The sequence below is a fragment of the Enterobacter sp. SORGH_AS_0287 genome, from assembly GCF_031453695.1.
GTDB classification, from domain to species: Bacteria; Pseudomonadota; Gammaproteobacteria; order Enterobacterales; family Enterobacteriaceae; genus Enterobacter; species Enterobacter ludwigii.
Window position 1 is genome coordinate 1 of record NZ_JAVIZW010000001.1, and the last position, 24,209, is coordinate 24,209.

At 53.6% G+C, this 24,209-nt stretch carries 16 protein-coding genes, 1 tRNA gene, 3 rRNA genes and 1 pseudogene; 13 read left to right on the forward strand and 8 right to left on the reverse strand.

What is annotated here, in order from left to right; translation table 11 throughout:
* Positions 1–289: 289 nt before the first annotated feature.
* The 5 genes from QE396_RS00005 to QE396_RS00025 all read left to right on the forward strand — a co-directional run bounded on the left by QE396_RS00005 (position 290) and on the right by QE396_RS00025 (position 6,819).
* A 16S ribosomal RNA gene (locus QE396_RS00005) occupies positions 290–1,829 on the forward strand.
* Positions 1,830–1,914: 85 nt separating this feature from the next.
* Positions 1,915–1,990 (forward strand) — tRNA-Glu (locus QE396_RS00010).
* 192 nt (positions 1,991–2,182) lie between these two features.
* Positions 2,183–5,089 (forward strand): 23S ribosomal RNA (locus QE396_RS00015).
* Positions 5,090–5,152: 63 nt separating this feature from the next.
* Positions 5,153–5,268, forward strand: a 5S ribosomal RNA gene (gene rrf, locus QE396_RS00020).
* Together the 16S, 23S and 5S rRNA genes with 1 tRNA gene alongside form the textbook arrangement of a ribosomal RNA operon.
* A gap of 255 nt (positions 5,269–5,523) precedes the next feature.
* Positions 5,524–6,819, forward strand: a complete 1,296-nt coding sequence (locus QE396_RS00025) for an MFS transporter (RefSeq protein ID WP_020882991.1) — start codon at positions 5,524–5,526, stop codon at positions 6,817–6,819.
* Here QE396_RS00025 and QE396_RS00030 read toward each other — a convergent pair.
* From QE396_RS00030 to trxC, 5 genes are all read right to left on the reverse strand, one after another.
* Positions 6,816–7,139, reverse strand: a complete 324-nt coding sequence (locus QE396_RS00030) for a YfiM family lipoprotein (protein WP_020882992.1) — start codon at positions 7,137–7,139, stop codon at positions 6,816–6,818. The two genes, QE396_RS00025 and QE396_RS00030, sit on opposite strands and share 4 nt — an antisense overlap.
* Before the next feature lie 45 nt (positions 7,140–7,184).
* Positions 7,185–8,540, reverse strand: a complete 1,356-nt coding sequence (gene pssA / locus QE396_RS00035; RefSeq protein ID WP_020882993.1) for a CDP-diacylglycerol--serine O-phosphatidyltransferase — start codon at positions 8,538–8,540, stop codon at positions 7,185–7,187.
* A 110-nt stretch (positions 8,541–8,650) separates the two neighbouring features.
* On the reverse strand, positions 8,651–11,314 hold the full coding sequence (gene pat, locus QE396_RS00045) for a bifunctional acetate--CoA ligase family protein/GNAT family N-acetyltransferase (RefSeq protein WP_020882994.1): 2,664 nt from the start codon (positions 11,312–11,314) through the stop codon (positions 8,651–8,653).
* Positions 11,315–11,349: 35 nt separating this feature from the next.
* Positions 11,350–12,048, reverse strand: coding sequence for a tRNA-uridine aminocarboxypropyltransferase (gene tapT, locus QE396_RS00050; protein WP_020882995.1), 699 nt, complete (start codon positions 12,046–12,048; stop codon positions 11,350–11,352).
* Positions 12,049–12,117: 69 nt separating this feature from the next.
* A complete protein-coding gene (gene trxC / locus QE396_RS00055; protein WP_014171226.1) occupies positions 12,118–12,537 on the reverse strand; it encodes a thioredoxin TrxC in 420 nt (139 codons plus the stop codon).
* 204 nt (positions 12,538–12,741) lie between these two features.
* On the opposite strand from trxC, the gene QE396_RS00060 reads away from it, so the two are divergent.
* Positions 12,742–13,812: a tRNA/rRNA methyltransferase gene (locus QE396_RS00060; RefSeq protein ID WP_020882996.1), complete on the forward strand. Its 1,071-nt coding sequence runs from the start codon at positions 12,742–12,744 to the stop codon at positions 13,810–13,812.
* Positions 13,813–13,857: 45 nt separating this feature from the next.
* On the opposite strand, the gene ung is transcribed toward QE396_RS00060, so the two are convergent.
* Positions 13,858–14,547, reverse strand: a complete 690-nt coding sequence (gene ung / locus QE396_RS00065; RefSeq protein WP_020882997.1) for a uracil-DNA glycosylase — start codon at positions 14,545–14,547, stop codon at positions 13,858–13,860.
* Between the two features lie 314 nt (positions 14,548–14,861).
* Here ung and grcA point away from each other — a divergent pair, with 314 nt between their 5' ends.
* Complete coding sequence (gene grcA, locus QE396_RS00070; RefSeq protein WP_013098327.1) at positions 14,862–15,245, forward strand: autonomous glycyl radical cofactor GrcA; 384 nt, start codon at positions 14,862–14,864, stop codon at positions 15,243–15,245.
* Between the two features lie 52 nt (positions 15,246–15,297).
* On the opposite strand, the gene srmB is transcribed toward grcA, so the two are convergent.
* Positions 15,298–16,626, reverse strand: a complete 1,329-nt coding sequence (gene srmB / locus QE396_RS00075; RefSeq protein WP_020882998.1) for an ATP-dependent RNA helicase SrmB — start codon at positions 16,624–16,626, stop codon at positions 15,298–15,300.
* A 132-nt stretch (positions 16,627–16,758) separates the two neighbouring features.
* Between srmB and QE396_RS00080 the strand changes: the two are divergent.
* Positions 16,759–17,497, forward strand: a pseudogene (locus QE396_RS00080) (tRNA1(Val) (adenine(37)-N6)-methyltransferase).
* Here the strand turns inward: QE396_RS00080 and nadB are convergent.
* Positions 17,482–19,101: an L-aspartate oxidase gene (gene nadB, locus QE396_RS00085; protein ID WP_020883000.1), complete on the reverse strand. Its 1,620-nt coding sequence runs from the start codon at positions 19,099–19,101 to the stop codon at positions 17,482–17,484. The pseudogene QE396_RS00080 and the gene nadB overlap by 16 nt on opposite strands.
* A 424-nt stretch (positions 19,102–19,525) precedes the next feature.
* Here nadB and rpoE point away from each other — a divergent pair, with 424 nt between their 5' ends.
* The 5 genes from rpoE (at position 19,526) to lepA (ending at position 24,194) form a co-directional block, all read left to right on the forward strand.
* Positions 19,526–20,101: an RNA polymerase sigma factor RpoE gene (rpoE, locus tag QE396_RS00090; RefSeq protein ID WP_006176728.1), complete on the forward strand. Its 576-nt coding sequence runs from the start codon at positions 19,526–19,528 to the stop codon at positions 20,099–20,101.
* 31 nt (positions 20,102–20,132) lie between these two features.
* On the forward strand, positions 20,133–20,783 hold the full coding sequence (gene rseA, locus QE396_RS00095) for an anti-sigma-E factor RseA (protein WP_020883001.1): 651 nt from the start codon (positions 20,133–20,135) through the stop codon (positions 20,781–20,783).
* Complete coding sequence (gene rseB, locus QE396_RS00100; protein WP_014171218.1) at positions 20,783–21,736, forward strand: sigma-E factor regulatory protein RseB; 954 nt, start codon at positions 20,783–20,785, stop codon at positions 21,734–21,736. The genes rseA and rseB overlap by 1 nt, the downstream gene beginning before the upstream one ends.
* Positions 21,733–22,209: a SoxR-reducing system protein RseC gene (rseC, locus tag QE396_RS00105; protein WP_020883002.1), complete on the forward strand. Its 477-nt coding sequence runs from the start codon at positions 21,733–21,735 to the stop codon at positions 22,207–22,209. The genes rseB and rseC overlap by 4 nt, the downstream gene beginning before the upstream one ends.
* A 185-nt stretch (positions 22,210–22,394) precedes the next feature.
* Positions 22,395–24,194 (forward strand): translation elongation factor 4, encoded by a 1,800-nt coding sequence (lepA, locus tag QE396_RS00110; RefSeq protein ID WP_014171216.1) that lies wholly within the window; start codon positions 22,395–22,397, stop codon positions 24,192–24,194.
* Positions 24,195–24,209: the final 15 nt, after the last annotated feature.

A 24,209-nucleotide genomic window follows, 5' to 3' on the forward strand; every position in this document is an offset into this window, starting at 1 on the left:
TACCCCCTATAATGCGCCTCCACTGACACGGAACAACGGCACACACGCCGCCGGGTCAGCAGAGATAAGCGAAAATAAATGCTTGACTCTGAAGCGGGAAAGCGTAATATGCACACCCCGCGCCGCAGCGAAAACGAAGCGGCACTGCTCTTTAACAATTTATCAGACAATCTGTGTGGGCACTCAAAGTGACATGGATTCTTAATGTCTTCGGACACTAAATGAATACCAAGTCTCTGAGTGAACATACGTAATTCATTACGAAGTTTAATTCACGAGCATCAAACTTAAATTGAAGAGTTTGATCATGGCTCAGATTGAACGCTGGCGGCAGGCCTAACACATGCAAGTCGAACGGTAGCACAGAGAGCTTGCTCTCGGGTGACGAGTGGCGGACGGGTGAGTAATGTCTGGGAAACTGCCTGATGGAGGGGGATAACTACTGGAAACGGTAGCTAATACCGCATAACGTCGCAAGACCAAAGAGGGGGACCTTCGGGCCTCTTGCCATCAGATGTGCCCAGATGGGATTAGCTAGTAGGTGGGGTAACGGCTCACCTAGGCGACGATCCCTAGCTGGTCTGAGAGGATGACCAGCCACACTGGAACTGAGACACGGTCCAGACTCCTACGGGAGGCAGCAGTGGGGAATATTGCACAATGGGCGCAAGCCTGATGCAGCCATGCCGCGTGTATGAAGAAGGCCTTCGGGTTGTAAAGTACTTTCAGCGGGGAGGAAGGTGTTGCGGTTAATAACCGCAGCAATTGACGTTACCCGCAGAAGAAGCACCGGCTAACTCCGTGCCAGCAGCCGCGGTAATACGGAGGGTGCAAGCGTTAATCGGAATTACTGGGCGTAAAGCGCACGCAGGCGGTCTGTCAAGTCGGATGTGAAATCCCCGGGCTCAACCTGGGAACTGCATTCGAAACTGGCAGGCTAGAGTCTTGTAGAGGGGGGTAGAATTCCAGGTGTAGCGGTGAAATGCGTAGAGATCTGGAGGAATACCGGTGGCGAAGGCGGCCCCCTGGACAAAGACTGACGCTCAGGTGCGAAAGCGTGGGGAGCAAACAGGATTAGATACCCTGGTAGTCCACGCCGTAAACGATGTCGACTTGGAGGTTGTGCCCTTGAGGCGTGGCTTCCGGAGCTAACGCGTTAAGTCGACCGCCTGGGGAGTACGGCCGCAAGGTTAAAACTCAAATGAATTGACGGGGGCCCGCACAAGCGGTGGAGCATGTGGTTTAATTCGATGCAACGCGAAGAACCTTACCTACTCTTGACATCCAGAGAACTTTCCAGAGATGGATTGGTGCCTTCGGGAACTCTGAGACAGGTGCTGCATGGCTGTCGTCAGCTCGTGTTGTGAAATGTTGGGTTAAGTCCCGCAACGAGCGCAACCCTTATCCTTTGTTGCCAGCGGTCCGGCCGGGAACTCAAAGGAGACTGCCAGTGATAAACTGGAGGAAGGTGGGGATGACGTCAAGTCATCATGGCCCTTACGAGTAGGGCTACACACGTGCTACAATGGCGCATACAAAGAGAAGCGAACTCGCGAGAGCAAGCGGACCTCATAAAGTGCGTCGTAGTCCGGATTGGAGTCTGCAACTCGACTCCATGAAGTCGGAATCGCTAGTAATCGTAGATCAGAATGCTACGGTGAATACGTTCCCGGGCCTTGTACACACCGCCCGTCACACCATGGGAGTGGGTTGCAAAAGAAGTAGGTAGCTTAACCTTCGGGAGGGCGCTTACCACTTTGTGATTCATGACTGGGGTGAAGTCGTAACAAGGTAACCGTAGGGGAACCTGCGGTTGGATCACCTCCTTACCTTAAAGAACCTGCCTTTGTAGTGCTCACACAGATTGTCTGATGAAAAGTAAATAGCAAGGCGTCTTGCGATTGAGACTTCAGTGTCCCCTTCGTCTAGAGGCCCAGGACACCGCCCTTTCACGGCGGTAACAGGGGTTCGAATCCCCTAGGGGACGCCACTTGCTGGTTCGTGAGTGAAAGTCACCTGCCGACATATCTCAAAACTCATCTTCGGGTGACGTTTGAGATATTTGCTCTTTAAAAATCTGGATCAAGCTGAAAATTGAAACGACACACATGTTATGTGTGTTCGAGTCTCTCAAATTTTCGCAAACCGGTGGTGAATCGAAAGAAACATCTTCGGGTTGTGAGGTTAAGCGACTAAGCGTACACGGTGGATGCCCTGGCAGTCAGAGGCGATGAAGGACGTGCTAATCTGCGAAAAGCGCCGGCGAGGTGATATGAACCTTTGACCCGGCGATGTCCGAATGGGGAAACCCAGTGTGTTCCGACACACTATCGTTAACTGAATACATAGGTTAACGAGGCGAACCGGGGGAACTGAAACATCTAAGTACCCCGAGGAAAAGAAATCAACCGAGATTCCCCCAGTAGCGGCGAGCGAACGGGGAGCAGCCCAGAGTCTGAATCAGCTTGTGTGTTAGTGGAAGCGTCTGGAAAGTCGCACGGTACAGGGTGAAAGTCCCGTACACGAAAGCACACAGGCTGTGAACTCGAAGAGTAGGGCGGGACACGTGGTATCCTGTCTGAATATGGGGGGACCATCCTCCAAGGCTAAATACTCCTGACTGACCGATAGTGAACCAGTACCGTGAGGGAAAGGCGAAAAGAACCCCGGCGAGGGGAGTGAAAAAGAACCTGAAACCGTGTACGTACAAGCAGTGGGAGCCTCTTTTATGGGGTGACTGCGTACCTTTTGTATAATGGGTCAGCGACTTATATTCTGTAGCAAGGTTAACCGTATAGGGGAGCCGAAGGGAAACCGAGTCTTAACTGGGCGTTAAGTTGCAGGGTATAGACCCGAAACCCGGTGATCTAGCCATGGGCAGGTTGAAGGTTGGGTAACACTAACTGGAGGACCGAACCGACTAATGTTGAAAAATTAGCGGATGACTTGTGGCTGGGGGTGAAAGGCCAATCAAACCGGGAGATAGCTGGTTCTCCCCGAAAGCTATTTAGGTAGCGCCTCGTGAACTCATCTTCGGGGGTAGAGCACTGTTTCGGCTAGGGGGCCATCCCGGCTTACCAACCCGATGCAAACTACGAATACCGAAGAATGTTATCACGGGAGACACACGGCGGGTGCTAACGTCCGTCGTGAAGAGGGAAACAACCCAGACCGCCAGCTAAGGTCCCAAAGTCATGGTTAAGTGGGAAACGATGTGGGAAGGCACAGACAGCCAGGATGTTGGCTTAGAAGCAGCCATCATTTAAAGAAAGCGTAATAGCTCACTGGTCGAGTCGGCCTGCGCGGAAGATGTAACGGGGCTAAACCATGCACCGAAGCTGCGGCAGCGACGCTTATGCGTTGTTGGGTAGGGGAGCGTTCTGTAAGCCGTTGAAGGTGTCCTGTGAGGGGTGCTGGAGGTATCAGAAGTGCGAATGCTGACATAAGTAACGATAAAGCGGGTGAAAAGCCCGCTCGCCGGAAGACCAAGGGTTCCTGTCCAACGTTAATCGGGGCAGGGTGAGTCGACCCCTAAGGCGAGGCCGAAAGGCGTAGTCGATGGGAAACAGGTTAATATTCCTGTACTTGGTGTTACTGCGAAGGGGGGACGGAGAAGGCTATGTTAGCCGGGCGACGGTTGTCCCGGTTTAAGCATGTAGGCGGAGGTTCCAGGTAAATCCGGTTCCTTATTAACGCTGAGGTGTGATGACGAGGCACTACGGTGCTGAAGTAACAAATGCCCTGCTTCCAGGAAAAGCCTCTAAGCATCAGGTAACATCAAATCGTACCCCAAACCGACACAGGTGGTCAGGTAGAGAATACCAAGGCGCTTGAGAGAACTCGGGTGAAGGAACTAGGCAAAATGGTGCCGTAACTTCGGGAGAAGGCACGCTGATATGTAGGTGAAGCCCCTGCGGGTGGAGCTGAAATCAGTCGAAGATACCAGCTGGCTGCAACTGTTTATTAAAAACACAGCACTGTGCAAACACGAAAGTGGACGTATACGGTGTGACGCCTGCCCGGTGCCGGAAGGTTAATTGATGGGGTTAGCGGCAACGCGAAGCTCTTGATCGAAGCCCCGGTAAACGGCGGCCGTAACTATAACGGTCCTAAGGTAGCGAAATTCCTTGTCGGGTAAGTTCCGACCTGCACGAATGGCGTAATGATGGCCAGGCTGTCTCCACCCGAGACTCAGTGAAATTGAACTCGCTGTGAAGATGCAGTGTACCCGCGGCAAGACGGAAAGACCCCGTGAACCTTTACTATAGCTTGACACTGAACACTGGTCCTTGATGTGTAGGATAGGTGGGAGGCTTTGAAGCGTGGACGCCAGTCTGCGTGGAGCCAACCTTGAAATACCACCCTTTAATGGCTGGTGTTCTAACGTAGACCCGTAATCCGGGTTGCGGACAGTGTCTGGTGGGTAGTTTGACTGGGGCGGTCTCCTCCCAAAGAGTAACGGAGGAGCACGAAGGTTAGCTAATCCTGGTCGGACATCAGGAGGTTAGTGCAATGGCATAAGCTAGCTTGACTGCGAGAGTGACGGCTCGAGCAGGTGCGAAAGCAGGTCATAGTGATCCGGTGGTTCTGAATGGAAGGGCCATCGCTCAACGGATAAAAGGTACTCCGGGGATAACAGGCTGATACCGCCCAAGAGTTCATATCGACGGCGGTGTTTGGCACCTCGATGTCGGCTCATCACATCCTGGGGCTGAAGTAGGTCCCAAGGGTATGGCTGTTCGCCATTTAAAGTGGTACGCGAGCTGGGTTTAGAACGTCGTGAGACAGTTCGGTCCCTATCTGCCGTGGGCGCTGGAGAATTGAGGGGGGCTGCTCCTAGTACGAGAGGACCGGAGTGGACGCATCACTGGTGTTCGGGTTGTCATGCCAATGGCACTGCCCGGTAGCTAAATGCGGAAGAGATAAGTGCTGAAAGCATCTAAGCACGAAACTTGCCCCGAGATGAGTTCTCCCTGAGACTTTAAGTCTCCTGAAGGAACGTTGAAGACTACGACGTTGATAGGTCGGGTGTGTAAGCGCAGCGATGCGTTGAGCTAACCGATACTAATGAACCGTGAGGCTTAACCTTACAACGCCGAAGATGTTTTGGCGATGAGAGACGATTTTCAGCTGATACAGATTACAGAATTTGCCTGGCGGCTTTAGCGCGGTGGTCCCACCTGACCCCATGCCGAACTCAGAAGTGAAACGCCGTAGCGCCGATGGTAGTGTGGGGTCTCCCCATGTGAGAGTAGGGAACTGCCAGGCATCAATTAAAAGAACCCCGTACCGTATGGTGCGGGGTTTTTTGCTTTGGTTTTTTCCCGCCGCCGGAGACGGCATCAGACTGCACACCGCCACACCAGCCAACGACCCTTAGTCTTTATCCTATAACTTACCTTGCTAACAGAAAATGTGATCTTACTCTCAATGTTATTTATAACAAAATAATAACATTTGCTTTACAAGATCGTGAGTTCTCAGGACTCAGCATGCCGTTTTTATGGCAGGAGCATAATCACAATGACAGAAAGCATAACATCGAACGGGACGCTGGCTGCCAGTGATTCCCGTAGAAGGGTATGGGCAATCGTCAGTGCCTCTTCAGGGAACCTGGTGGAATGGTTCGACTTTTACGTCTACTCATTCTGTTCACTTTACTTCGCACATATCTTCTTCCCGTCCGGCAACACCACCACACAGCTTCTGCAAACGGCTGGCGTATTTGCTGCGGGCTTCTTAATGCGCCCCATTGGTGGATGGTTGTTTGGACGGATCGCAGACCGTCGAGGACGTAAGGCATCCATGCTGATTTCGGTCTGCATGATGTGCTTTGGCTCGCTGGTGATCGCCTGTCTTCCCGGTTATGACGCTATCGGGACATGGGCGCCGGCTCTTTTGCTACTGGCTCGTCTGTTCCAGGGACTTTCTGTTGGAGGAGAATACGGTACCAGCGCCACTTACATGAGTGAAATTGCCCTTGAGGGCCGGAAAGGGTTTTACGCCTCTTTCCAGTACGTCACGCTTATTGGTGGCCAGCTTCTGGCCATTCTGGTGGTGGTTATTCTGCAGCAGGTGCTTACCGACAGCCAGCTTCATGAGTGGGGATGGCGAATTCCTTTCGCGATGGGCGCTGTACTGGCGGTCGTCGCACTCTGGTTGCGTCGTCAGTTGGATGAAACCTCGCAAAAAGAGGTCCGGGCGCTGAAGGAGGCGGGGTCGTTTAAAGGGCTGTGGCGTAACCGCAAAGCTTTCCTGATGGTTCTCGGGTTCACCGCGGGCGGTTCTCTCAGCTTTTACACCTTCACCACCTACATGCAAAAATATCTGGTGAACACCACGGGCATGCACGCCAACGTCGCCAGCGCTATCATGACCGTCGCGTTGTTTGTCTTTATGCTGATTCAGCCACTTATTGGCGCGCTCTCCGATAAAATAGGGCGTCGCACATCAATGCTGATCTTTGGCGGCATGTCAGCGTTATGTACTGTTCCCATTTTAACTGCGCTTCAGCACGTTTCCTCACCGTACGCCGCCTTTGGTCTGGTCATGCTGGCGATGGTTATTGTCAGTTTTTACACATCGATCAGTGGGATCCTGAAGGCTGAGATGTTCCCGGCACAGGTACGCGCTTTGGGGGTAGGGCTTTCTTATGCGGTCGCCAATGCACTGTTCGGTGGCTCTGCGGAGTACGTCGCGCTGTCGCTTAAATCATGGGGAACGGAAACAACCTTCTTCTGGTACGTGACGGTGATGGGGGCACTGGCCTTTATTGTCTCCCTGATGCTGCATCGAAAGGGTAAAGGTATTCGTCTCTAATAGCGAGCCATCTGCCACACGGCATAGCCGGTCGTGGCACCGGCTACGTCCCAGGCAAAGTCTTTCCAGCTCCAGCCGCTCCCCGCGGGGCGGCTATCCCACAGTTCTTTTGAAGCCCCAAGGCTTACAGAGAACATCAGGCCGATTGCCGCACTACGATCCCGACTGTACCCTTGATGTTGTGCATACTCATTACCGGCAGCGGACAACATTGCGGAGGCGAGAAAGTGTTGCGCTTTATCCTGCCCGGACCAGCTATCGTTAGCCATGTGGCTACAGCCACTGAGAAAGAGAGCACTCAGCAAGAGAAGAACACGCATTAGCGGACTCCAAAAAAAAGCCCTGTCGCTGACAGGGCCTGGACATCACAGAATACGGCTGATAAGTCTGTCAATACGGATTCGACGCAGGCGACGAATAAGCTTGCGGACTTTCACCGGGTAATCGGCAATGCTCTGCAGTTCGCGGTAATGCTGAACCACAGTGGTATGCGTCCGAATAAGCTCGAGCTCACGTTCACGACTGGTCGCTAACTCATGTTTCGGGTCATGGATCAGGATGGCATTTTCGAGATCCAGACGCCAGGCGCGAGGGTTCAGGTTATTGCCCGTAAGCAGCATCCATTCATCGTCGACCCACATTCCTTTCAGATGATAACTGTTGTCTTCATCTTTCCACAGACGCACGACCAGCTGGTCAGTGTTAACGTAATACTGTAAACGGCTCAGGAAACGGCGCAGGTTAATCTCATAGAGATAAGGGAGGGCACCGATAATCTTGAACGGTTGATCTTCAGGAATAAAGAAGTCGTTAGCCGTTTTGTCACCGACGATAATTTCAACTTTTTTACCATCACGCAGCAGCTGAATGATATTACGCACCAGCACGGCGGGAAGGTTGAAGTAAGGGGTGCAGATGATGAGTTTCTGCTCCGCACACGGCATCAGGTGGAAAATCGTTTTGTTCAGCAGGCTTGATTTGCCTAACCCCACCAGCGGTGTAACGGACAGCTCTTCGTTATTGGCATCGCCCTGGAAATGGTAGACCGCATCACGCAGTTCCTGGCGGAACGCGCGGATATCATTTTTAATTTCCGGGCTTTTAGGACGGTGTGGATCGTCAAGACGATTTACGCCGCGACCCTGTACTAAGTTCTTATCAACCCAGTTAAACATGATATCCGCCATCTGCGGATTACGAACCAGATGGTAACGGTCATATCGATATTTATCGAGCTGATGGAGGTAAACATCATTCAGGCTCGCGCCGCTGTACAGCACGCTGTCATCAATGATGAACCCTTTGAAATGAAGGACGCCGAGCGCTTCCCGGGTATTTACAGGTACGCCGTAAACGGGCACATCGACGCCAGGATTTTCCTGCGCCGTGCGGCAATACCAGTCAGCATTGGTGTTTGAAGCAGCAGCGCCTATACGGCCACGCTGAGCGCGGTGCCAGTCGACCAGCACGCGAACATCCAGTTCCGGACGTTGACGCTTGGCTTCATAGAGCGCATTTAAGATCGCGCGCCCACCTTCATCTTGTTCAAGATACAGGGCCACAATGCAAATGCGACGCGTAGCGCCGGCAATCTTTTCCAGAAGCGTCTCCCGAAAATGGGCGGGAGCGTAAAAGAACTCTACATCATCAACTGACTGAGAAATCTTCGGTAGTTGAGCAAGGTGTTGTTGATGTTTATTACGCTTAAATTTTGACAACATCACAGTGCGTTTCTTCTCTGTTCATTGAAGGGTTGTCTGTACCATGCAAACAACATAAGCGGACAATGATACCACCAGTCCCGTCCAAAGTGGGTAACATTTCCAGTAGCTTACTCGGCTTTATCCGCTGATATCAGGCTCAGGGATAAGGCCACAATACCTTCGTCCAGCTGAATATCAACGTCAAATCCAAGTTTTCGCGCCAGGGTCACCATACCGCGATTGTTAGGCATAGTAATGCCATTGAGGCGTAACAATCCGTGATCTCGCGTATAACTGATGAGTTTTTCCAGCAGCCGTCGCCCCAGACCCAACCCTTTCAGATCGGAGCGCACCAGCACAGCAAACTCCGCATCAACATTATCCGGGTCGGAAATAGCACGCGTAACGCCGAGGATCTCATCGCCCTTATCGGAACGACGAACGGCGACAAATGCCATTTCTCGATCGTAGTCGATTTGGGTCATATTGGCTAAATCATCGTGGGTAAATTCGTTGATTTCGCTAAAATAGCGATAGTAAAGATCCTCTTTCGTTACCTGAGAGATGAACGTGCGCAGCTGCGGTTCATCTTCCGGCAGGATAGGGCGGAACAACACGCGCTCCCCGTTTTTCATCTCCACCCACTCCTCCAGCTGCAGAGGATACGGACGGATCGCAAGGCGGCTCTCCCTGTCACCCTCGAAAGGCGCGATATCCAGCGTGACGTCCAGGGCCGTAAACTCACTGCCGGAGGCGAGCAGCGGGTGGATGTCCAGCCGCTGGATCTCCGCGCAATCAACAATCAGGTTAGACACCTGCACCAGGAACTGACTCAACCCGGCAATATCAAGAGGGCGCAGCGCGCTTCGGCCCCGTATTTTTTTGCTTTTGATGGCCTGAATGATCAGATAACGCGCCAGGTTCATGTTCAGTGGTGGCAAAGCCACGACCGCCTGCTCCTCAGGACGCCACTCGACGCCGCCTTCCCCCAGCATGATAAGCGGGCCAAAGACAGGATCGTATTCAACCACCACGCGCAGCTCCTGAGCGCCCGCGCGATTAGCCATGCTTTGCACCAGCAACCCGTGGATCCGCGCCTGAGGCCAGGCCATTTTGACCCGGTCGAATATGGCATCAGCGGCTTGCTGTACCTCGGTCGCAGTCCGCAGGTATAACATCACCCCCTGGACATCAGACTTATGCGGGATGTCCGGTGAGCGAAGCTTGAGGGCAACGGGATAGCCAATCTGTTCGGCAATATGCACGGCTTCGGCGCTGTCGCCGGCAATCCAGGTGGGCAGGGTTTGCATCCCGTAGCTGCCCAGAATCGGCTGCACTTCGTGCGTATCAAGCGAGGTGGCTCCCTCTTCGATAGCCTGCTGTAAAAGCCGGTGAACATCCGCCGTGTTCGCCGTCAGGTTCCCCGGTAAAGCCGGGGTTTCACGAAGCTGCTTCTGGTTGCGGCGATACTCCACCATATGCATAAACGCCGTAATCGTGCCTTCCGGAGTGCGGTAGGTGGGCAGACCGGCTTCACTGAACAGGCGTCGTGCCTCCTGGGAAGAGAACTCACCGCACCAGTTGGTCAGCAGGGTGACATATTTACCACGAGGATGGTTCCGGACGGCGTCAATCAGTGCGCGCGCGCTTTCACTCCCGGGAGCGACCGCGCTGGGGGAGTGAATAATCATCAGCGCGTCGAAATCCTGGCTATCCAGTAAAAGGGAGATCGCCCTGATATAGTGATCGCTACTGGCGTCATCGCGCAAATCGAGGGGATTGCCTGGGCTAACGCTTGCCGGCAGCGCCTCTTTCAGGCGTTGTAGCGTCTCCTCACCCAGGGTGGCCAGCTTGCCATTGCGCAGCCACAGTTCATCCAGTGCAAGTGCGGCAGGAGCCGCGCCATTACTGACAATCATTAACTTCTCACCGCGTAACGGACGCATATGGCTTAACGTCTCGACGGCGGAAAAAAGCTCGTGTGTATCCTGAACCCGTAGCAAACCTGCGCGTTGAATCGCGGCATCCCAGGCGGGATCCATGCCGGAATGCGACTGCAGCAGACGCTGAGCGGCGGGGCTACGCCCGCTTTTAATCACCAGAATCGGCTTGTTACGGGACGCGCTACGGGAAGCCGACACAAAACGACGGGCGTCGCTCAGGTGCTCAAGATAAAGAAGAATGGCGCTGGTTTTGCTGTCGCGAGCCAGAAAATCGAGCAGTTCATCAACGTCGATGTCCAGGCTGTCACCCAGAGCAATGAAGTAGGAAAACCCCATCTCACGCTGTTGTGCCCAGTCGAGGATCGTGTTCGATACCGCAGCCGATTGCGAAATGAAAGCGAGTTTGCCTTTGCGGATAGGGACCGGGGAGAAGCTGGCATTCAGCCCCTGCCACGGGGCGAGCAGGCCCAGACTGTTTGGCCCAAGAATGCGCATCTGGTAGCGACTGGCGCATGCCAGAAGCTCCGGCTGCTGTTCGGGCGGAGACGAGAGAATAATGCAGGTTTTACATCCTTTCCTGCCGAGCGACTCCAGCAGGGCTGGATTACGTTTCGCATTTGTACACAGGATGGCAAGGTCCGGTATGAAAGGCAGGCTCTGCACGTCCGGCCATGCCAGCACCCCCTGAACAGCCTTATAGGCAGGCGTCACGGGCATGACGGGGCCATTAAATCCGCCGGCCAGCAGGTTACGCATCATCAGATAGCCTGCGCGATCCGGTTTCATTGATGCGCCGATAACGGCAATGGATTTAGGACGAAGTAGCGCTTCTAACCCTCGCTGGCTCATGCAGGCCTCCTGTGAATGCAAGCGACCTGATGATTTTAAACGTTTTCTGTCTCCGTTGCTGTGACGCTGCCCTTATGAACGGTTTTTCCTGCCAGGTAGCGTTCACGAAAGCGGGAGAAATGGCTCCCCAGCGCACCTGCCGCGACGGTATCTCCCGCTAAATCCAGAAGGGCAATCGCCACTTCAGCGGTACAGTACTGCCCGTCAGCATGCGCTTCTCGCAGGCGGTAGGCCGAGACGCGTGAAAGGTCGACCGAAATCACCGGCAATGAATCGAGATAAGGACTTTTGCGGAACATTTTTCGCGCTTCGGTCCAGGTTCCGTCCAGCATAATAAACAGCGGCGGTTTACCAGATGGCGGTGCCGAAAGCACCTGGCGATCTTCGCCAGCATACGAGGCCGGAAATACGACCATTGGCTGATAGTCCGGGTTTGCCACTAAGTCGAGCAGGGCTTGAGGCGGTTCCGTGCGTGACCACTGAAATGCCGCGGTATCCGGCAGAATGTCGGCAATAAGGCGTCCGGTATTGCTGGGTTTCATTGGTTCGGTATCGAACATGACCAGGCAAAAACGACTCTTCGCCGTGCTCGGCGCAAGGGTCTCGCACAGACAAACTTTTAGCGGCAGCAGACAACGCTGACAGCGGCGAACACGATTGCCGCGGGCAAGAAAAGGGCGAGTCGCGCGGGCCAGGCGTGCGGCGCGCAGTTGAAGAACAGCGTTATCAGTCATGGGCGAAGTGCAGGAAAAACCCTATTTTCGCAGAGGAAGGAACGGGGCACAAGATGCGCCCCGTTAATGTTACAGCGATTCGTTTAACCAGCTATCAAACGGTGCTTTAGGAACGGCACCGTTAAGCATGTCGATCACTTCACCATTTTTGAAAATCATGATGGTTGGGATGCTGCGAATGCGAAAGCGTGCGCTCAGCTCACGTTCTGCTTCGGTATTGACCTTAACAAAACGCATTTTGCCGCTGCGTTCTTCGGCAACATCTTCGAAGACTGGCGCGAAGCTACGGCACGGACCACACCACGGTGCCCAAAAATCGACAACCACCGGAAGATCGTCCTTGAGGAGTTTGTCCAGCGTAGCACCCGTAGCGTTGATAACATCGCCATCAAACAGTTCATGGCCACAACGCCCGCATTTCGCACCATCTTCAATCCGATCGTCCGGAATGCGATTAAGAGCCTGACAGTTGGCACATACGGTATTCATAACTAACCTCTGATAGAGCCGTGGGACAGCGGCAGAATGCCGATAATGTTTCTAATATGTTACATATTATCATTCAGCCTGTTTGAAACGACAATGCGTTTTATTCAATGAGAACAATAGTCACAGGCTTTTGTACGAATTTATGGCTATGAGCTTGCACATCGGGTAATCTGCGCGCTTCGCGCAGCGCTGGTGGAGAAAAGCATGAACGACGAAATGAAAAACAAAAGCGGCAAGGTCAAAGTGATGTATGTCCGCAGTGATGATGACTCTGATAAACGCACCCAAAATCCGCGTACCGGAAAAGGTGGCGGGCGTCCGGCGTCTTCTCGTGCAGACGGTGGCCGTCGCCCCGCCCGCGATGACAGAAATAACCGCGGTGATGACCGCAAACGTGACGATCGCAAACGCGATGATTTCTCGCGCGAGGGTTCATCCCCCTGGCGTACCGTTTCTCGCGCCCCTGGTGAAGAGGCGCCTGAAAAAGCCGATCACGGCGGTATCAGCGGGAAAAGCTTTATTGACCCGGAAGTGCTGCGCCGTCAGCGTGCAGAAGAGACCCGAGTCTATGGCGAGAACGCCTGCCAGGCGCTGTTCCAGAGCCGTCCTGAGTGCATCGTTCGCGCATGGTTTATCCAGAGTGTAACCCCACGCTTTAAAGAAGCGCTGCGCTGGATGGCGGCAAACCGTAAAGCCTACCATGTGGTGGATGACGCTGAGCTGACGAAAGCATCAGGCACTGAACACCACGGTGGCGTGTGCTTCCTGATCAAAAAACGTAACGGGACTACCGTACAGCAGTGGGTTAGCCAGGCGGAAGCCGATGACTGCGTGCTGGCGCTTGAAGATGTGGGCAACCCGCATAATCTGGGTGCAATGATGCGTAGCTGCGCGCACTTTGGCGTGAAAGGCGTGCTGTTACAGGATGCCGCGCTGCTGGAATCGGGTGCCGCGATCCGTACCGCAGAGGGCGGGGCAGAGCATGTTCAGCCGATCACCGGCGACAGCGTTCTGGATGCTATTGAGCAGTTCCGTAATGCGGGATATGCCATCGTCACAACCTCCAGCCATGCCGCTACGCCGCTGTTTAAAGCGACACTGCCGCGTAAAATGGTGCTGGTGCTGGGTCAGGAGCGTGATGGCCTGTCGGATGCTGCGCTTTCCAGCGCGGATCTGAGCGTCTCTATCGACGGTACAGGCAATGTTGAAAGTCTGAACGTTTCCGTTGCGACTGGCGTACTGCTGGCGGAATGGTGGCGTCAGAATAAAGCATAAGACTGTGCGTCGGATGTGCCCGCTAAAACGGGCACATCCGATGCGTTACTCACTCTCAGCCGGTAACACTGGCATCCAGTCAATTGGCATTTCGCCACGTTTTTCCAGCCACTCGTTCGTCAGAACAAAATGATTACAACCAAAGAAACCACGATGCGCTGACAGCGGTGACGGATGCGGTGCCTTCAGGACATGATGACGCTGCCTGTCGATAATCGCCCCTTTCTTCTGCGCGTGGGAACCCCACAGTAAAAACACCACCCCTTCACGATGCTCGTTGATAAGGCTGATGACTTTATCGGTAAAGGTTTCCCAGCCCAGGCTGGCGTGAGAATGTGCCTGACCGGCACGTACGGTGAGTACCGTATTCAGTAACAGCACGCCCTGGCGCGCCCAGCTTTCCAGATAACCATGAGTGGGCCGGGTAAACCCGGGCACGGTCTTTTCGAGTTCTTTGTACATGTTCAGAAGCGAAGGGGGGATAGCAACCCCAGGACGTACAGAGAAAGCAAGCCCGTGAGCCTGTCCCGGTCCGTGGTAAGGATCCTGACCGAGGATAACAACTTTCACATCGCTGAGTTCGGTATAGCGAAACGCGTTGAAAACATCTTTTTGTGGCGGATAAATCGTCTGGCCAGACTGCCGCTCTGCCGCAACGGTGCTGAGGGTGTTAATAAAATAGGGCTGCTGTTTCTCTTCTGCCAGCACATCGTGCCAGGTCAACGGTGTCGTCATCTCGCTCTCCTGCGAATCACATTCTGCGCCTAGCTTAACCGCTAAAACCCGGGGTGCAAAATCCCAGGCATAAAATCACCGTAAGTCATTCAATTTATTTTGAATAGATGCGAAAGGAGTTGAGCTGGCAAAGCAATGAAATTGATCTGGAACAATAAAATCAAACCACACTCTTTGTGTGGTTGGTGTTTTTGTTGATTTAAATCAATAAATGACCGGGGTGCGAGTGATATATATACACACAAGAAACAATGGTTTTACCAATTGGCCGCGCGAGGCCGACACCAGTTAATGTAGCCTAAGGGAGGCAACACATGATTACAGGTATCCAGATTACTAAAGCTGCAAATGACGACCTGCTCAACTCTTTCTGGCTGCTGGACAGCGAGAAAAATGAAGCGCGCTGTGTAGTAGCGAAAGCGGGTTTTGCTGAAGATGAAATCGTTCCGGTGAACAAACTGGGCGAAATCGAATACCGTGAAATCCCAATGGAAGTAAAACCGGAAGTGCGCGTTGAAGGTGGTCAGCACCTGAACGTGAACGTGCTGCGTCGTGAAACGCTGGAAGATGCGGTTAAGCACCCGGAAAAATACCCACAGCTGACCATTCGTGTATCAGGTTATGCAGTACGTTTTAACTCTCTGACCCCGGAACAGCAGCGCGACGTTATTGCGCGTACCTTTACTGAAAGCCTGTAAGGTTTCAGTCTCGGGGGTGGAATAAAAAAGCCGGGGTTTTCCCCGGCTTTTTTTACTCTTCAGTTTTCGTCTCTGGTGCGGCAGAGCTTGGTTTACGGCGCTTACCAATATTCTTGGTATCGCGGTGGCGCTGCTTCACGCGCGGCTTCTCTTTTTCTTTCTCTTTTTTCTCAGCACGTTTTGCGAGCGCTTTTTTAGACGGTTTGCCCGTCATTTTTTCACTCGGTGCACGTGTGGTCGGGCGAAGCTCATCAATAACGCGTGCTTTCAGTGGCTCATCAACGTAGCGGCCAATTTTCTGCAGCAGCAGGTAGTCATGCGCTTCGACCAGAGAGATCGCGATACCTTTGCGTCCGGCACGGCCGGTACGGCCAATGCGGTGCAGATAGGTGTCGCCGCTGCGTGGCATATCGAAGTTAATGACGTGACTGACGTCCGGAATGTCGATCCCGCGTGCAGCAACGTCTGTTGCGACCAGCACGTTCACGCGACCATCAGTCAGACGTTTAATTCCTTCGGTACGCTTAACCTGCGCCATCTCGCCTTCGAGGTAGCAGTTATTGATCCCGGCATTACGCAGCATTTCAGCCAGTTCATGCACACGCTCGCGCTTACGCACAAAGACGATGGTACGGGTGGCATCGTCCTGCTTCAGCAGGTGCTTAAGTAACTCAACCTTGTGTTCAAGGTTATCTGCACGGTAATACCACTGGTGGATCTTCTTGCGCTCGCGCGTGGACGGCGTCGCGGAAACTTCCACCGGATCTTCAAGCAGGCGCTCTGCGAAGTCTTTGATCGCGTCCCCTTCAAGGGTGGCAGAGAACAGCATCGTCTGGTTACGCCAGCGTGTCTCACCCGCGATATGTTCGATATCCTGCGCGAAGCCCATGTCCAGCATGCGGTCAGCTTCATCCAGAATCAGTGTTTCTACCGCGCGGCAGTCGAAGTTCTCTTCTTTAATGTACTGCAGCAGGCGACCGGTCGTCGCAACGACGATGTCCTGGTTTTCGCTGAACACTTCGGCGTGGTTCATATACGCAACGCCGCCAGTGATCGTGGCGATATCCAGATGGGTATTGGCCGCCAGCTCTCGGGCGTGATCGGCAACCTGCATCGCCAGTTCGCGCGTCGGCGTCAGAATCAAAATACGCGGCGGGCCTGATTTTTTACGTGGAAAATCGAGCAGATGCTGCAACACAGGCAGCAAGTAAGCTGCTGTCTTCCCCGTGCCGGTTGGCGCAGAACCGAGCACATCGCGGCCCTCAAGCGCAGGCGGAATGGCCGCTGCCTGAATGGCGGTCGGGCGTGTAAAGCCTTTGCTCTCAAGTGCATTGAGCAGGCTTTCATCGAGTTCAAGTTCGGAAAAAGTCGTTACAGTCATGTTCTACCTCTGTGTGGGGCGCTGATTATAGACGTTACGGCTGTAATCTTCATCTGTTTGTATGGATATCGCTTTGCGGCCACTTCGCTTTCCCCTATGCTACTCCAGTTTCACTTAGAAGGTTGCCCTGACATGTCTCAACTCAAAGCGCAGTTGCGCCGCGATGGTTTTACGTTTAAACAATTTTTTGTCGCTCACGATCGCTGTGCCATGAAAGTCGGTACAGACGGTATTTTACTGGGTGCCTGGGCACCTGTCGCAGGTGTAAAGCGTATTCTGGATATTGGGACGGGCAGCGGGCTGTTGGCGCTGATGCTGGCGCAACGTACCGAAGCGCATGTCACCATAGATGCGGTGGAGCTGGATGCGCAGGCGGGCGGAGCAGGCGAGTGAAAATACGGCTGAATCTCCGTGGGCCGCCCGGATTAACGTTGAATGTGCAGATGTGCTCGACTGGACGCCGGAGCAAACCGCGCGTTACGACCTGATTGTCAGTAATCCTCCCTACTACGCGCCCGGTGTTGAGTGCGGAACGCCTGAGCGTGAACAGGCCCGTTATACCGGCTCCCTCGACCATAAGGCGCTGCTGATCAGTGCCGCAGAGCTTATTTCAGAAGAGGGGTTTTTCTGCGTGGTTCTGCCAGAAAGCACCGGCAATGCGTTTATTGGCATAGCGCAAGAGATTGGCTGGAAATTACGTTTACGCACCGATATTGCAGATACCGAAGGGCGATTACCGCACCGTGTGCTGCTGGCGCTCTCACCCAAAGAAGGTGAATGCTTTAACGACCGAATGGTGATCCGTGGGCCAGATCAGCGTTATTCCGAAGATTACACCGCTCTGACCCAGGCGTTTTATCTGTTTATGTGAACCTGCGGGGAGAGGATCGACGGGCCGGACTCGGCCAGCTGATCGGGGTAGTCGAGGGTATAGTGCAAACCGCGGCTCTCTTTGCGCATCATCGCGCAGCGAACAATCAATTCGGCAACCTGAACCAGATTGCGCAGCTCCAGCAGATTATTGGATACGCGGAAATTGGCATAATATTCATCGATTTCCTGCTGCAGCATCGTGATACGGCGTAATGCGCGTTCAAGACGTTTCGTGGTCCGCACAATCCCGACGTAGTCCCACATAAACAGCCGCAGTTCGTGCCAGTTATGCTGAATAACGACCAGCTCATCCGGGTTCTCCACGCGGCTTTCATCCCAGGCAGGCAGATTTTCTGTCTGACGGGCGTAAGGCATGCGCTTCGTGATATCTTCCGCGGCAGACCAGCCGTAAACCAGACACTCCAGCAGTGAGTTCGACGCCATCCGGTTCGCGCCATGAAGCCCGGTATAACTTACTTCACCGATAGCATACAGGCCATCCACGTCGGTGCGACCGTGATCGTCAACCATTACGCCCCCGCAGGTATAGTGGGCGGCAGGCACGATGGGCACCGAATCGCGGGTTAAATCAATCCCCAGACCCAGCAGCTTTTCGTAGATCATCGGGAAATGCTGGCGGATAAACTCTGCCGGCTTATGGCTGATGTCCAGATACATGCAGTCCACGCCAAGACGCTTCATTTCATGGTCGATGGCGCGGGCAACGATATCGCGCGGTGCCAGCTCGCCCCTGGGGTCAAAGTCCGGCATAAAGCGGGAGCCGTCAGGACGTTTCAGGTATGCGCCTTCACCGCGCAGGGCTTCTGTCAGCAGGAAATTACGCGCCTGAGGATGGAACAGGGCGGTCGGGTGAAACTGATTGAATTCAAGGTTTGCCACGCGACAACCGGCGCGCCAGGCCATGGCGATCCCGTCTCCGGAGGCAATATCGGGGTTGGTGGTATACTGATACACTTTGGATGCACCGCCAGTCGCCAGCACCACGGCCTTCGCCTGACAGGTCTCAACCTTCTCTTTATTGCGATTCCAGACCCAGGCACCCACGACACGACGCGTACCCGGAAGGCCAATCTTGTCGGAAATAATCAGGTCAACGGCATTGCTGCGCTCAAGGACCCGAATGTTAGGATGGCTGAGGGCTTTGCTGACCAGCGTGGTTTCGACTTCTTTACCGGTAGCGTCTGCGGCATGCAGGATACGGCGGTGGCTATGCCCGCCTTCGCGGGTCAGGTGGTAGCTCTCTTCACCGTTTGGCTGTACCTGTGTATCAAATAATACGCCCTGATCGATCAACCACTGCACGCAATGCCGGGCATTACTGGCCACAAATTCTGCGGCATGTGCATCCACGATCCCGGCCCCGGCAATCAGCGTATCGTCGACATGCGACGCAATGCTGTCTGTCTCATCAAACACGGCGGCAATACCGCCCTGGGCATAAAACGTGGAACCTTCACTTATCGGCCCTTTGCTCAGAACGATAACGCTCTGATGTTCGGCCAGACGCAGTGCCAGGGAGAGGCCGGCAGCGCCGCTACCGATGATCAGTACATCACAATGCAGTTCAGGTGTTGTGTTCATGATTTTTGTTTAATTTACTAAACAGTGTTTGGTCAGAATAGCATCCGAATGCGAGATATCGCACGTTTTTTTTGATGTGAGTTGTAACCGCTAAACTCGAGGCGGAGGATTAAAACCACGTAAAAGAAAGAAAATATTTTGCGAAGCAGATCGTTAGCGTCAGATTTTGTGGTGAAATAAAGACTGGGTTGCGTTACTCTTCTGGCGGGAAAAGAGATGTTTCTTGTCATAAAGTGGTGCGTATCGTGAACAGACTTATAATGAGAGAAAATGAACAGTCTGCGGCGCGATGAACAAAAACAAAGGCGTTACGGAACTTATTGAAGATCAGACACTCTAATTCGGTGCTTGCTCAAAGTGCGGTTTTTTAAGAGTGGCGTTTCGATAACGCGTGGAATTTAGGTTTGGGGAGACATTACCTCGGATGAGCGAGCAGTTAACGGACCAGGTCCTGGTTGAACGGGTCCAGAAGGGAGATCAGAAAGCCTTTAACTTACTGGTGGTACGCTACCAGCATAAGGTGGCGAGCCTGGTTTCCCGCTATGTACCGTCAGGCGATGTGCCTGATGTAGTACAAGAGTCTTTTATTAAGGCCTATCGCGCGCTGGATTCATTCCGGGGAGATAGTGCTTTTTATACCTGGCTGTACCGTATTGCGGTCAATACGGCAAAGAATTATCTGGTCGCTCAGGGCCGCCGTCCGCCTTCAAGTGATGTGGATGCAATCGACGCCGAAAACTTCGAAAGTGGCGGTGCGCTGAAAGAAATTTCGAACCCTGAGAACTTAATGTTGTCAGAAGAACTGAGACAAATCGTTTTTCGCACGATCGAATCGCTCCCGGAAGATTTACGCATGGCAATTACGTTACGGGAGTTGGATGGTCTGAGCTATGAAGAGATAGCCGCCATCATGGATTGTCCGGTCGGCACGGTACGTTCACGTATTTTCCGTGCGCGAGAAGCAATTGATAATAAAGTTCAACCGCTTATCAGGCGTTGACGATAGCGGGATACTGGAAAAGGTATTAGGCATGCAGAAAGAAAAACTTTCCGCTTTAATGGATGGTGAAACGCTGGATAGTGAGCTGTTCAATGAGCTGTCTCATTCTCCCGAAATGCAAGAGACCTGGGAGAGTTACCATCTCATCCGTGACACCCTTCGCGGTGACACCGGCGAGGTTCTCCATTTCGATATCTCAGCTCGCGTGATGGCGGCCATTGAAAATGAGCCTGTCCGTCAGACCACTCCGCTGATTCCTGAAGCTCAACCTGCGCCTCACCAGTGGCAGAAAATGCCGTTCTGGCACAAGGTGCGTCCGTGGGCCAGCCAGCTCACCCAAATGGGTGTGGCTGCATGCGTATCGCTTGCAGTTATCGTTGGCGTCCAGCACTATAATACTCAGTCTGAAACTAATCAGCAGCCAGAAGCGCCAGTGTTCAACACACTGCCGATGATGGGCAAAGCCAGCCCGGTAAGTTTGGGTGTTCCGGCTGATGCATCCGCCAGCGGCGGCCAGCAACAGCAGGTTCAGGAGCAACGCCGTCGCATTAATGCGATGTTGCAGGATTACGAGTTGCAGCGTCGTCTGCACTCTGAACAGCTTCAGTTTGAGCAGGCACAAACCCAGCAAGCGGCTGTGCAGGTGCCCGGAAACCAAACTTTAGGAACGCAATCGCAGTAATGAAGCAACTTTGGTTCGCCATGTCTCTGATGGCGGGTAGCCTGTTCTTCTCTGCCAACGCCTCGGCTGATGTTTCATCCGGGGCGTTGTTGCAGCAAATGAATCTGGCCAGCCAGTCACTCAATTACGAGTTGGCATTTATCAGTATCAATAAGCAGGGCGTCGAGTCGTTACGATACCGCCATGCCCGTCTTGATAACCAGCCGCTCGCCCAGCTTTTACAGATGGATGGCCCGCGTCGGGAAGTTGTCCAGCGTGGTAACGAGATCAGTTATTTCGAACCCGGTCTGGAGCCTTTCACGCTGAATGGCGATTATATCGTCGATTCTCTGCCATCGCTTATCTACACCGACTTCAAACGTCTTGCGCCTTACTATGATTTCATTTCAGTAGGGCGTACGCGCATTGCGGACAGACTGTGTGAGGTGATCCGCGTTGTTGCCCGTGACGGAACGCGCTACAGCTATATCGTCTGGATTGACGCCGAAACCAAGCTGCCAATGCGTGTAGACCTGCTTGACCGTGATGGTGAAACGCTGGAACAGTTCCGCGTTATCTCCTTTAGCGTGAACAATCAGGTGGGTAATAGCATGCAGAATCTGGCGAAAGCCAGCCTGCCGCCGCTGCTTTCGGTACCGGCGGGTGATTCCGTCAACTTCAACTGGGTTCCTTCCTGGATCCCGCAAGGGTTTAGCGAAGTCTCCAGCAGCCGTCGACAACTGCCAACCATTGAAACACCGGTTGAATCGCGTCTTTATTCCGATGGTTTGTTCAGTTTCTCGGTGAACATTAACCGTGCATCGGCAAACAGTTCTGAACAAATGCTTCGTACCGGACGCAGGACGGTCAGCACCACGGTTCGCGATAACGCAGAGATCACCATTGTGGGTGAATTACCGCCACAAACGGCGAAGCGTATTTCCGACAGCATTAAATTCAGGGCTGCACAATGATTAAAGAGTGGGCTACGGTCGTATCGTGGCAGAATGGCATTGCGCTGGTGAGCTGTGATGTTAAGGCCTCATGCAATAGCTGTGCTTCCAGAGCCGGTTGCGGTAGCCGCGTGCTGAACAAGCTCGGGCCGCAAACCTCGCATACCATTTCCGTACCAAGCGATCGGCCGCTGATGGTGGGGCAAAAGGTGGAGCTGGGAATTGCAGAAGGTAGCCTGCTCACGTCCGCCATGCTGGTTTATCTCTCTCCGCTGGTGGGGCTGTTTGTTATGGGCGGCGTATTCCAGATGCTGTTTGGTACCGATGTGGCCGCCATGTGTGGTGCGGCATTGGGCGGCGTAGGAGGATTCTGGCTGGCCAAAGCTCTCTCCCCGAAGCTTGTCGCACGCGAAGAGTGGCAGCCTGTTATTCTCAGCGTTGGGCTGGCACCCGACCAGCTTCGTGTTGAGACGCTCTCTTCTGAGGCCCGGTGATCCATCGGGCTTTGTCCTTTTTTACGTCCTAAAACAGAAAACGTCATTTCTTCACGCTATACCTGGCGCTAAGTACATTTCCAGGTAACGGGGATGTAGTGTAGAATGCGGCGTTTTCGCACTGAAAAACGTCAGGCTAAGAACAGCGGCCTCCAGGAATTCGTAAGGCATAATTATTTAACTATATGAAGAACATACGTAACTTTTCGATCATTGCTCACATTGACCACGGTAAGTCGACGCTGTCTGACCGTATTATCCAGATTTGCGGTGGCCTGTCTGATCGTGAAATGGAAGCCCAGGTTCTGGACTCCATGGACCTGGAACGCGAACGCGGTATCACCATCAAAGCGCAGAGCGTTACGCTTGATTACAAAGCGGCTGATGGCGAAATCTACCAGCTGAACTTTATCGACACCCCAGGCCACGTTGACTTCTCCTATGAAGTTTCACGCTCGCTGGCGGCCTGTGAAGGCGCGCTGCTGGTTGTGGATGCCGGGCAGGGCGTTGAAGCCCAGACTCTGGCAAACTGCTACACCGCGATGGAAATGGATCTCGAGGTTGTGCCGGTTCTGAACAAAATTGACCTGCCAGCTGCCGATCCTGAGCGCGTAGCGGAAGAGATTGAAGATATTGTCGGCATCGACGCGACCGATGCGGTGCGCTGCTCCGCTAAAACGGGCGTGGGCGTGACCGACGTGCTGGAACGCCTGGTGCGTGATATCCCGGCACCAGAAGGTGACCCGGATGCCCCGCTGCAGGCGCTGATCATCGACTCCTGGTTTGATAACTACCTGGGCGTTGTCTCGCTGGTGCGTATTAAAAACGGCACCATGCGTAAAGGCGACAAAATCAAGGTAATGAGTACTGGCCAGGTTTACAACGCAGACCGTCTGGGTATCTTCACGCCAAAACAGGTTGACCGTACCGAGCTGAAATGTGGCGAAGTAGGCTGGCTTGTCTGCGCCATTAAAGACATCCTCGGCGCGCCAGTGGGCGATACCCTGACCGGAGCACGTAACCCGGCAGACAAAGCGCTGCCAGGCTTTAAAAAGGTTAAACCGCAGGTTTACGCGGGTCTGTTCCCGGTCAGCTCTGACGACTATGAAAACTTCCGTGATGCGCTCGGCAAGCTGAGCCTCAACGATGCTTCCCTGTTCTATGAACCAGAAAGCTCCACGGCGCTGGGCTTCGGCTTCCGCTGCGGCTTCCTTGGTCTGCTGCACATGGAGATCATCCAGGAGCGTCTGGAGCGTGAATACGATCTGGATCTGATCACCACGGCACCGACCGTTGTGTACGAAGTGCAGACCACCAACAAAGAGATCGTCTACGTCGATAGCCCGTCCAAGCTGCCACCGCTGAACAATATCGAAGAACTGCGCGAGCCCATTGCAGAGTGTCATATGCTGCTGCCGCAGGAGTTCCTGGGTAACGTTATTACGCTGTGTATTGAGAAGCGTGGCGTACAGACCAACATGGTTTACCACGGTAATCAGGTTGCGCTGACGTACGAAATCCCTATGGCGGAAGTGGTCCTCGACTTCTTCGATCGTCTGAAGTCTACCTCTCGTGGCTATGCGTCACTGGATTACAACTTCAAACGCTTCCAGGCGTCTAACATGGTGCGTGTGGACGTGCTGATCAATGGCGAGCGTGTGGATGCGCTGGCACTCATCACTCACAACGACAATGCGCCATACCGTGGCCGTGAGCTGGTTGAGAAGATGAAAGAGCTGATCCCGCGTCAGCAGTTTGATATCGCGATTCAGGCCGCCATCGGTAACCACATTATTGCCCGTTCTACTGTGAAACAGCTGCGTAAAAACGTTCTGGCGAAATGCTACGGCGGTGACGTCAGCCGTAAGAAAAAGCTGCTGCAGAAACAGAAAGAAGGTAAGAAGCGTATGAAGCAGGTCGGTAACGTCGAACTGCCGCAGGAAGCATTCCTTGCCATCCTTCATGTTGGTAAAGACGGCAAATAACCCTAAGGAGTTGGC

Bases quoted from the DNA above. Each gene is read 5' to 3' on its own strand.
- QE396_RS00025 (WP_020882991.1), top strand. From the start codon at position 5,524: ATGACAGAAAGCATAACATCGAACGGGACGCTGGCTGCCAGTGATTCC.
- QE396_RS00030 (WP_020882992.1), bottom strand. From the start codon at position 7,139: ATGCGTGTTCTTCTCTTGCTGAGTGCTCTCTTTCTCAGTGGCTGTAGC.
- pssA (WP_020882993.1), bottom strand. From the start codon at position 8,540: ATGTTGTCAAAATTTAAGCGTAATAAACATCAACAACACCTTGCTCAA.
- pat (WP_020882994.1), bottom strand. From the start codon at position 11,314: ATGAGCCAGCGAGGGTTAGAAGCGCTACTTCGTCCTAAATCCATTGCC.
- tapT (WP_020882995.1), bottom strand. From the start codon at position 12,048: ATGACTGATAACGCTGTTCTTCAACTGCGCGCCGCACGCCTGGCCCGC.
- trxC (WP_014171226.1), bottom strand. From the start codon at position 12,537: ATGAATACCGTATGTGCCAACTGTCAGGCTCTTAATCGCATTCCGGAC.
- QE396_RS00060 (WP_020882996.1), top strand. From the start codon at position 12,742: ATGAACGACGAAATGAAAAACAAAAGCGGCAAGGTCAAAGTGATGTAT.
- ung (WP_020882997.1), bottom strand. From the start codon at position 14,547: ATGACGACACCGTTGACCTGGCACGATGTGCTGGCAGAAGAGAAACAG.
- grcA (WP_013098327.1), top strand. From the start codon at position 14,862: ATGATTACAGGTATCCAGATTACTAAAGCTGCAAATGACGACCTGCTC.
- srmB (WP_020882998.1), bottom strand. From the start codon at position 16,626: ATGACTGTAACGACTTTTTCCGAACTTGAACTCGATGAAAGCCTGCTC.
- nadB (WP_020883000.1), bottom strand. From the start codon at position 19,101: ATGAACACAACACCTGAACTGCATTGTGATGTACTGATCATCGGTAGC.
- rpoE (WP_006176728.1), top strand. From the start codon at position 19,526: ATGAGCGAGCAGTTAACGGACCAGGTCCTGGTTGAACGGGTCCAGAAG.
- rseA (WP_020883001.1), top strand. From the start codon at position 20,133: ATGCAGAAAGAAAAACTTTCCGCTTTAATGGATGGTGAAACGCTGGAT.
- rseB (WP_014171218.1), top strand. From the start codon at position 20,783: ATGAAGCAACTTTGGTTCGCCATGTCTCTGATGGCGGGTAGCCTGTTC.
- rseC (WP_020883002.1), top strand. From the start codon at position 21,733: ATGATTAAAGAGTGGGCTACGGTCGTATCGTGGCAGAATGGCATTGCG.
- lepA (WP_014171216.1), top strand. From the start codon at position 22,395: ATGAAGAACATACGTAACTTTTCGATCATTGCTCACATTGACCACGGT.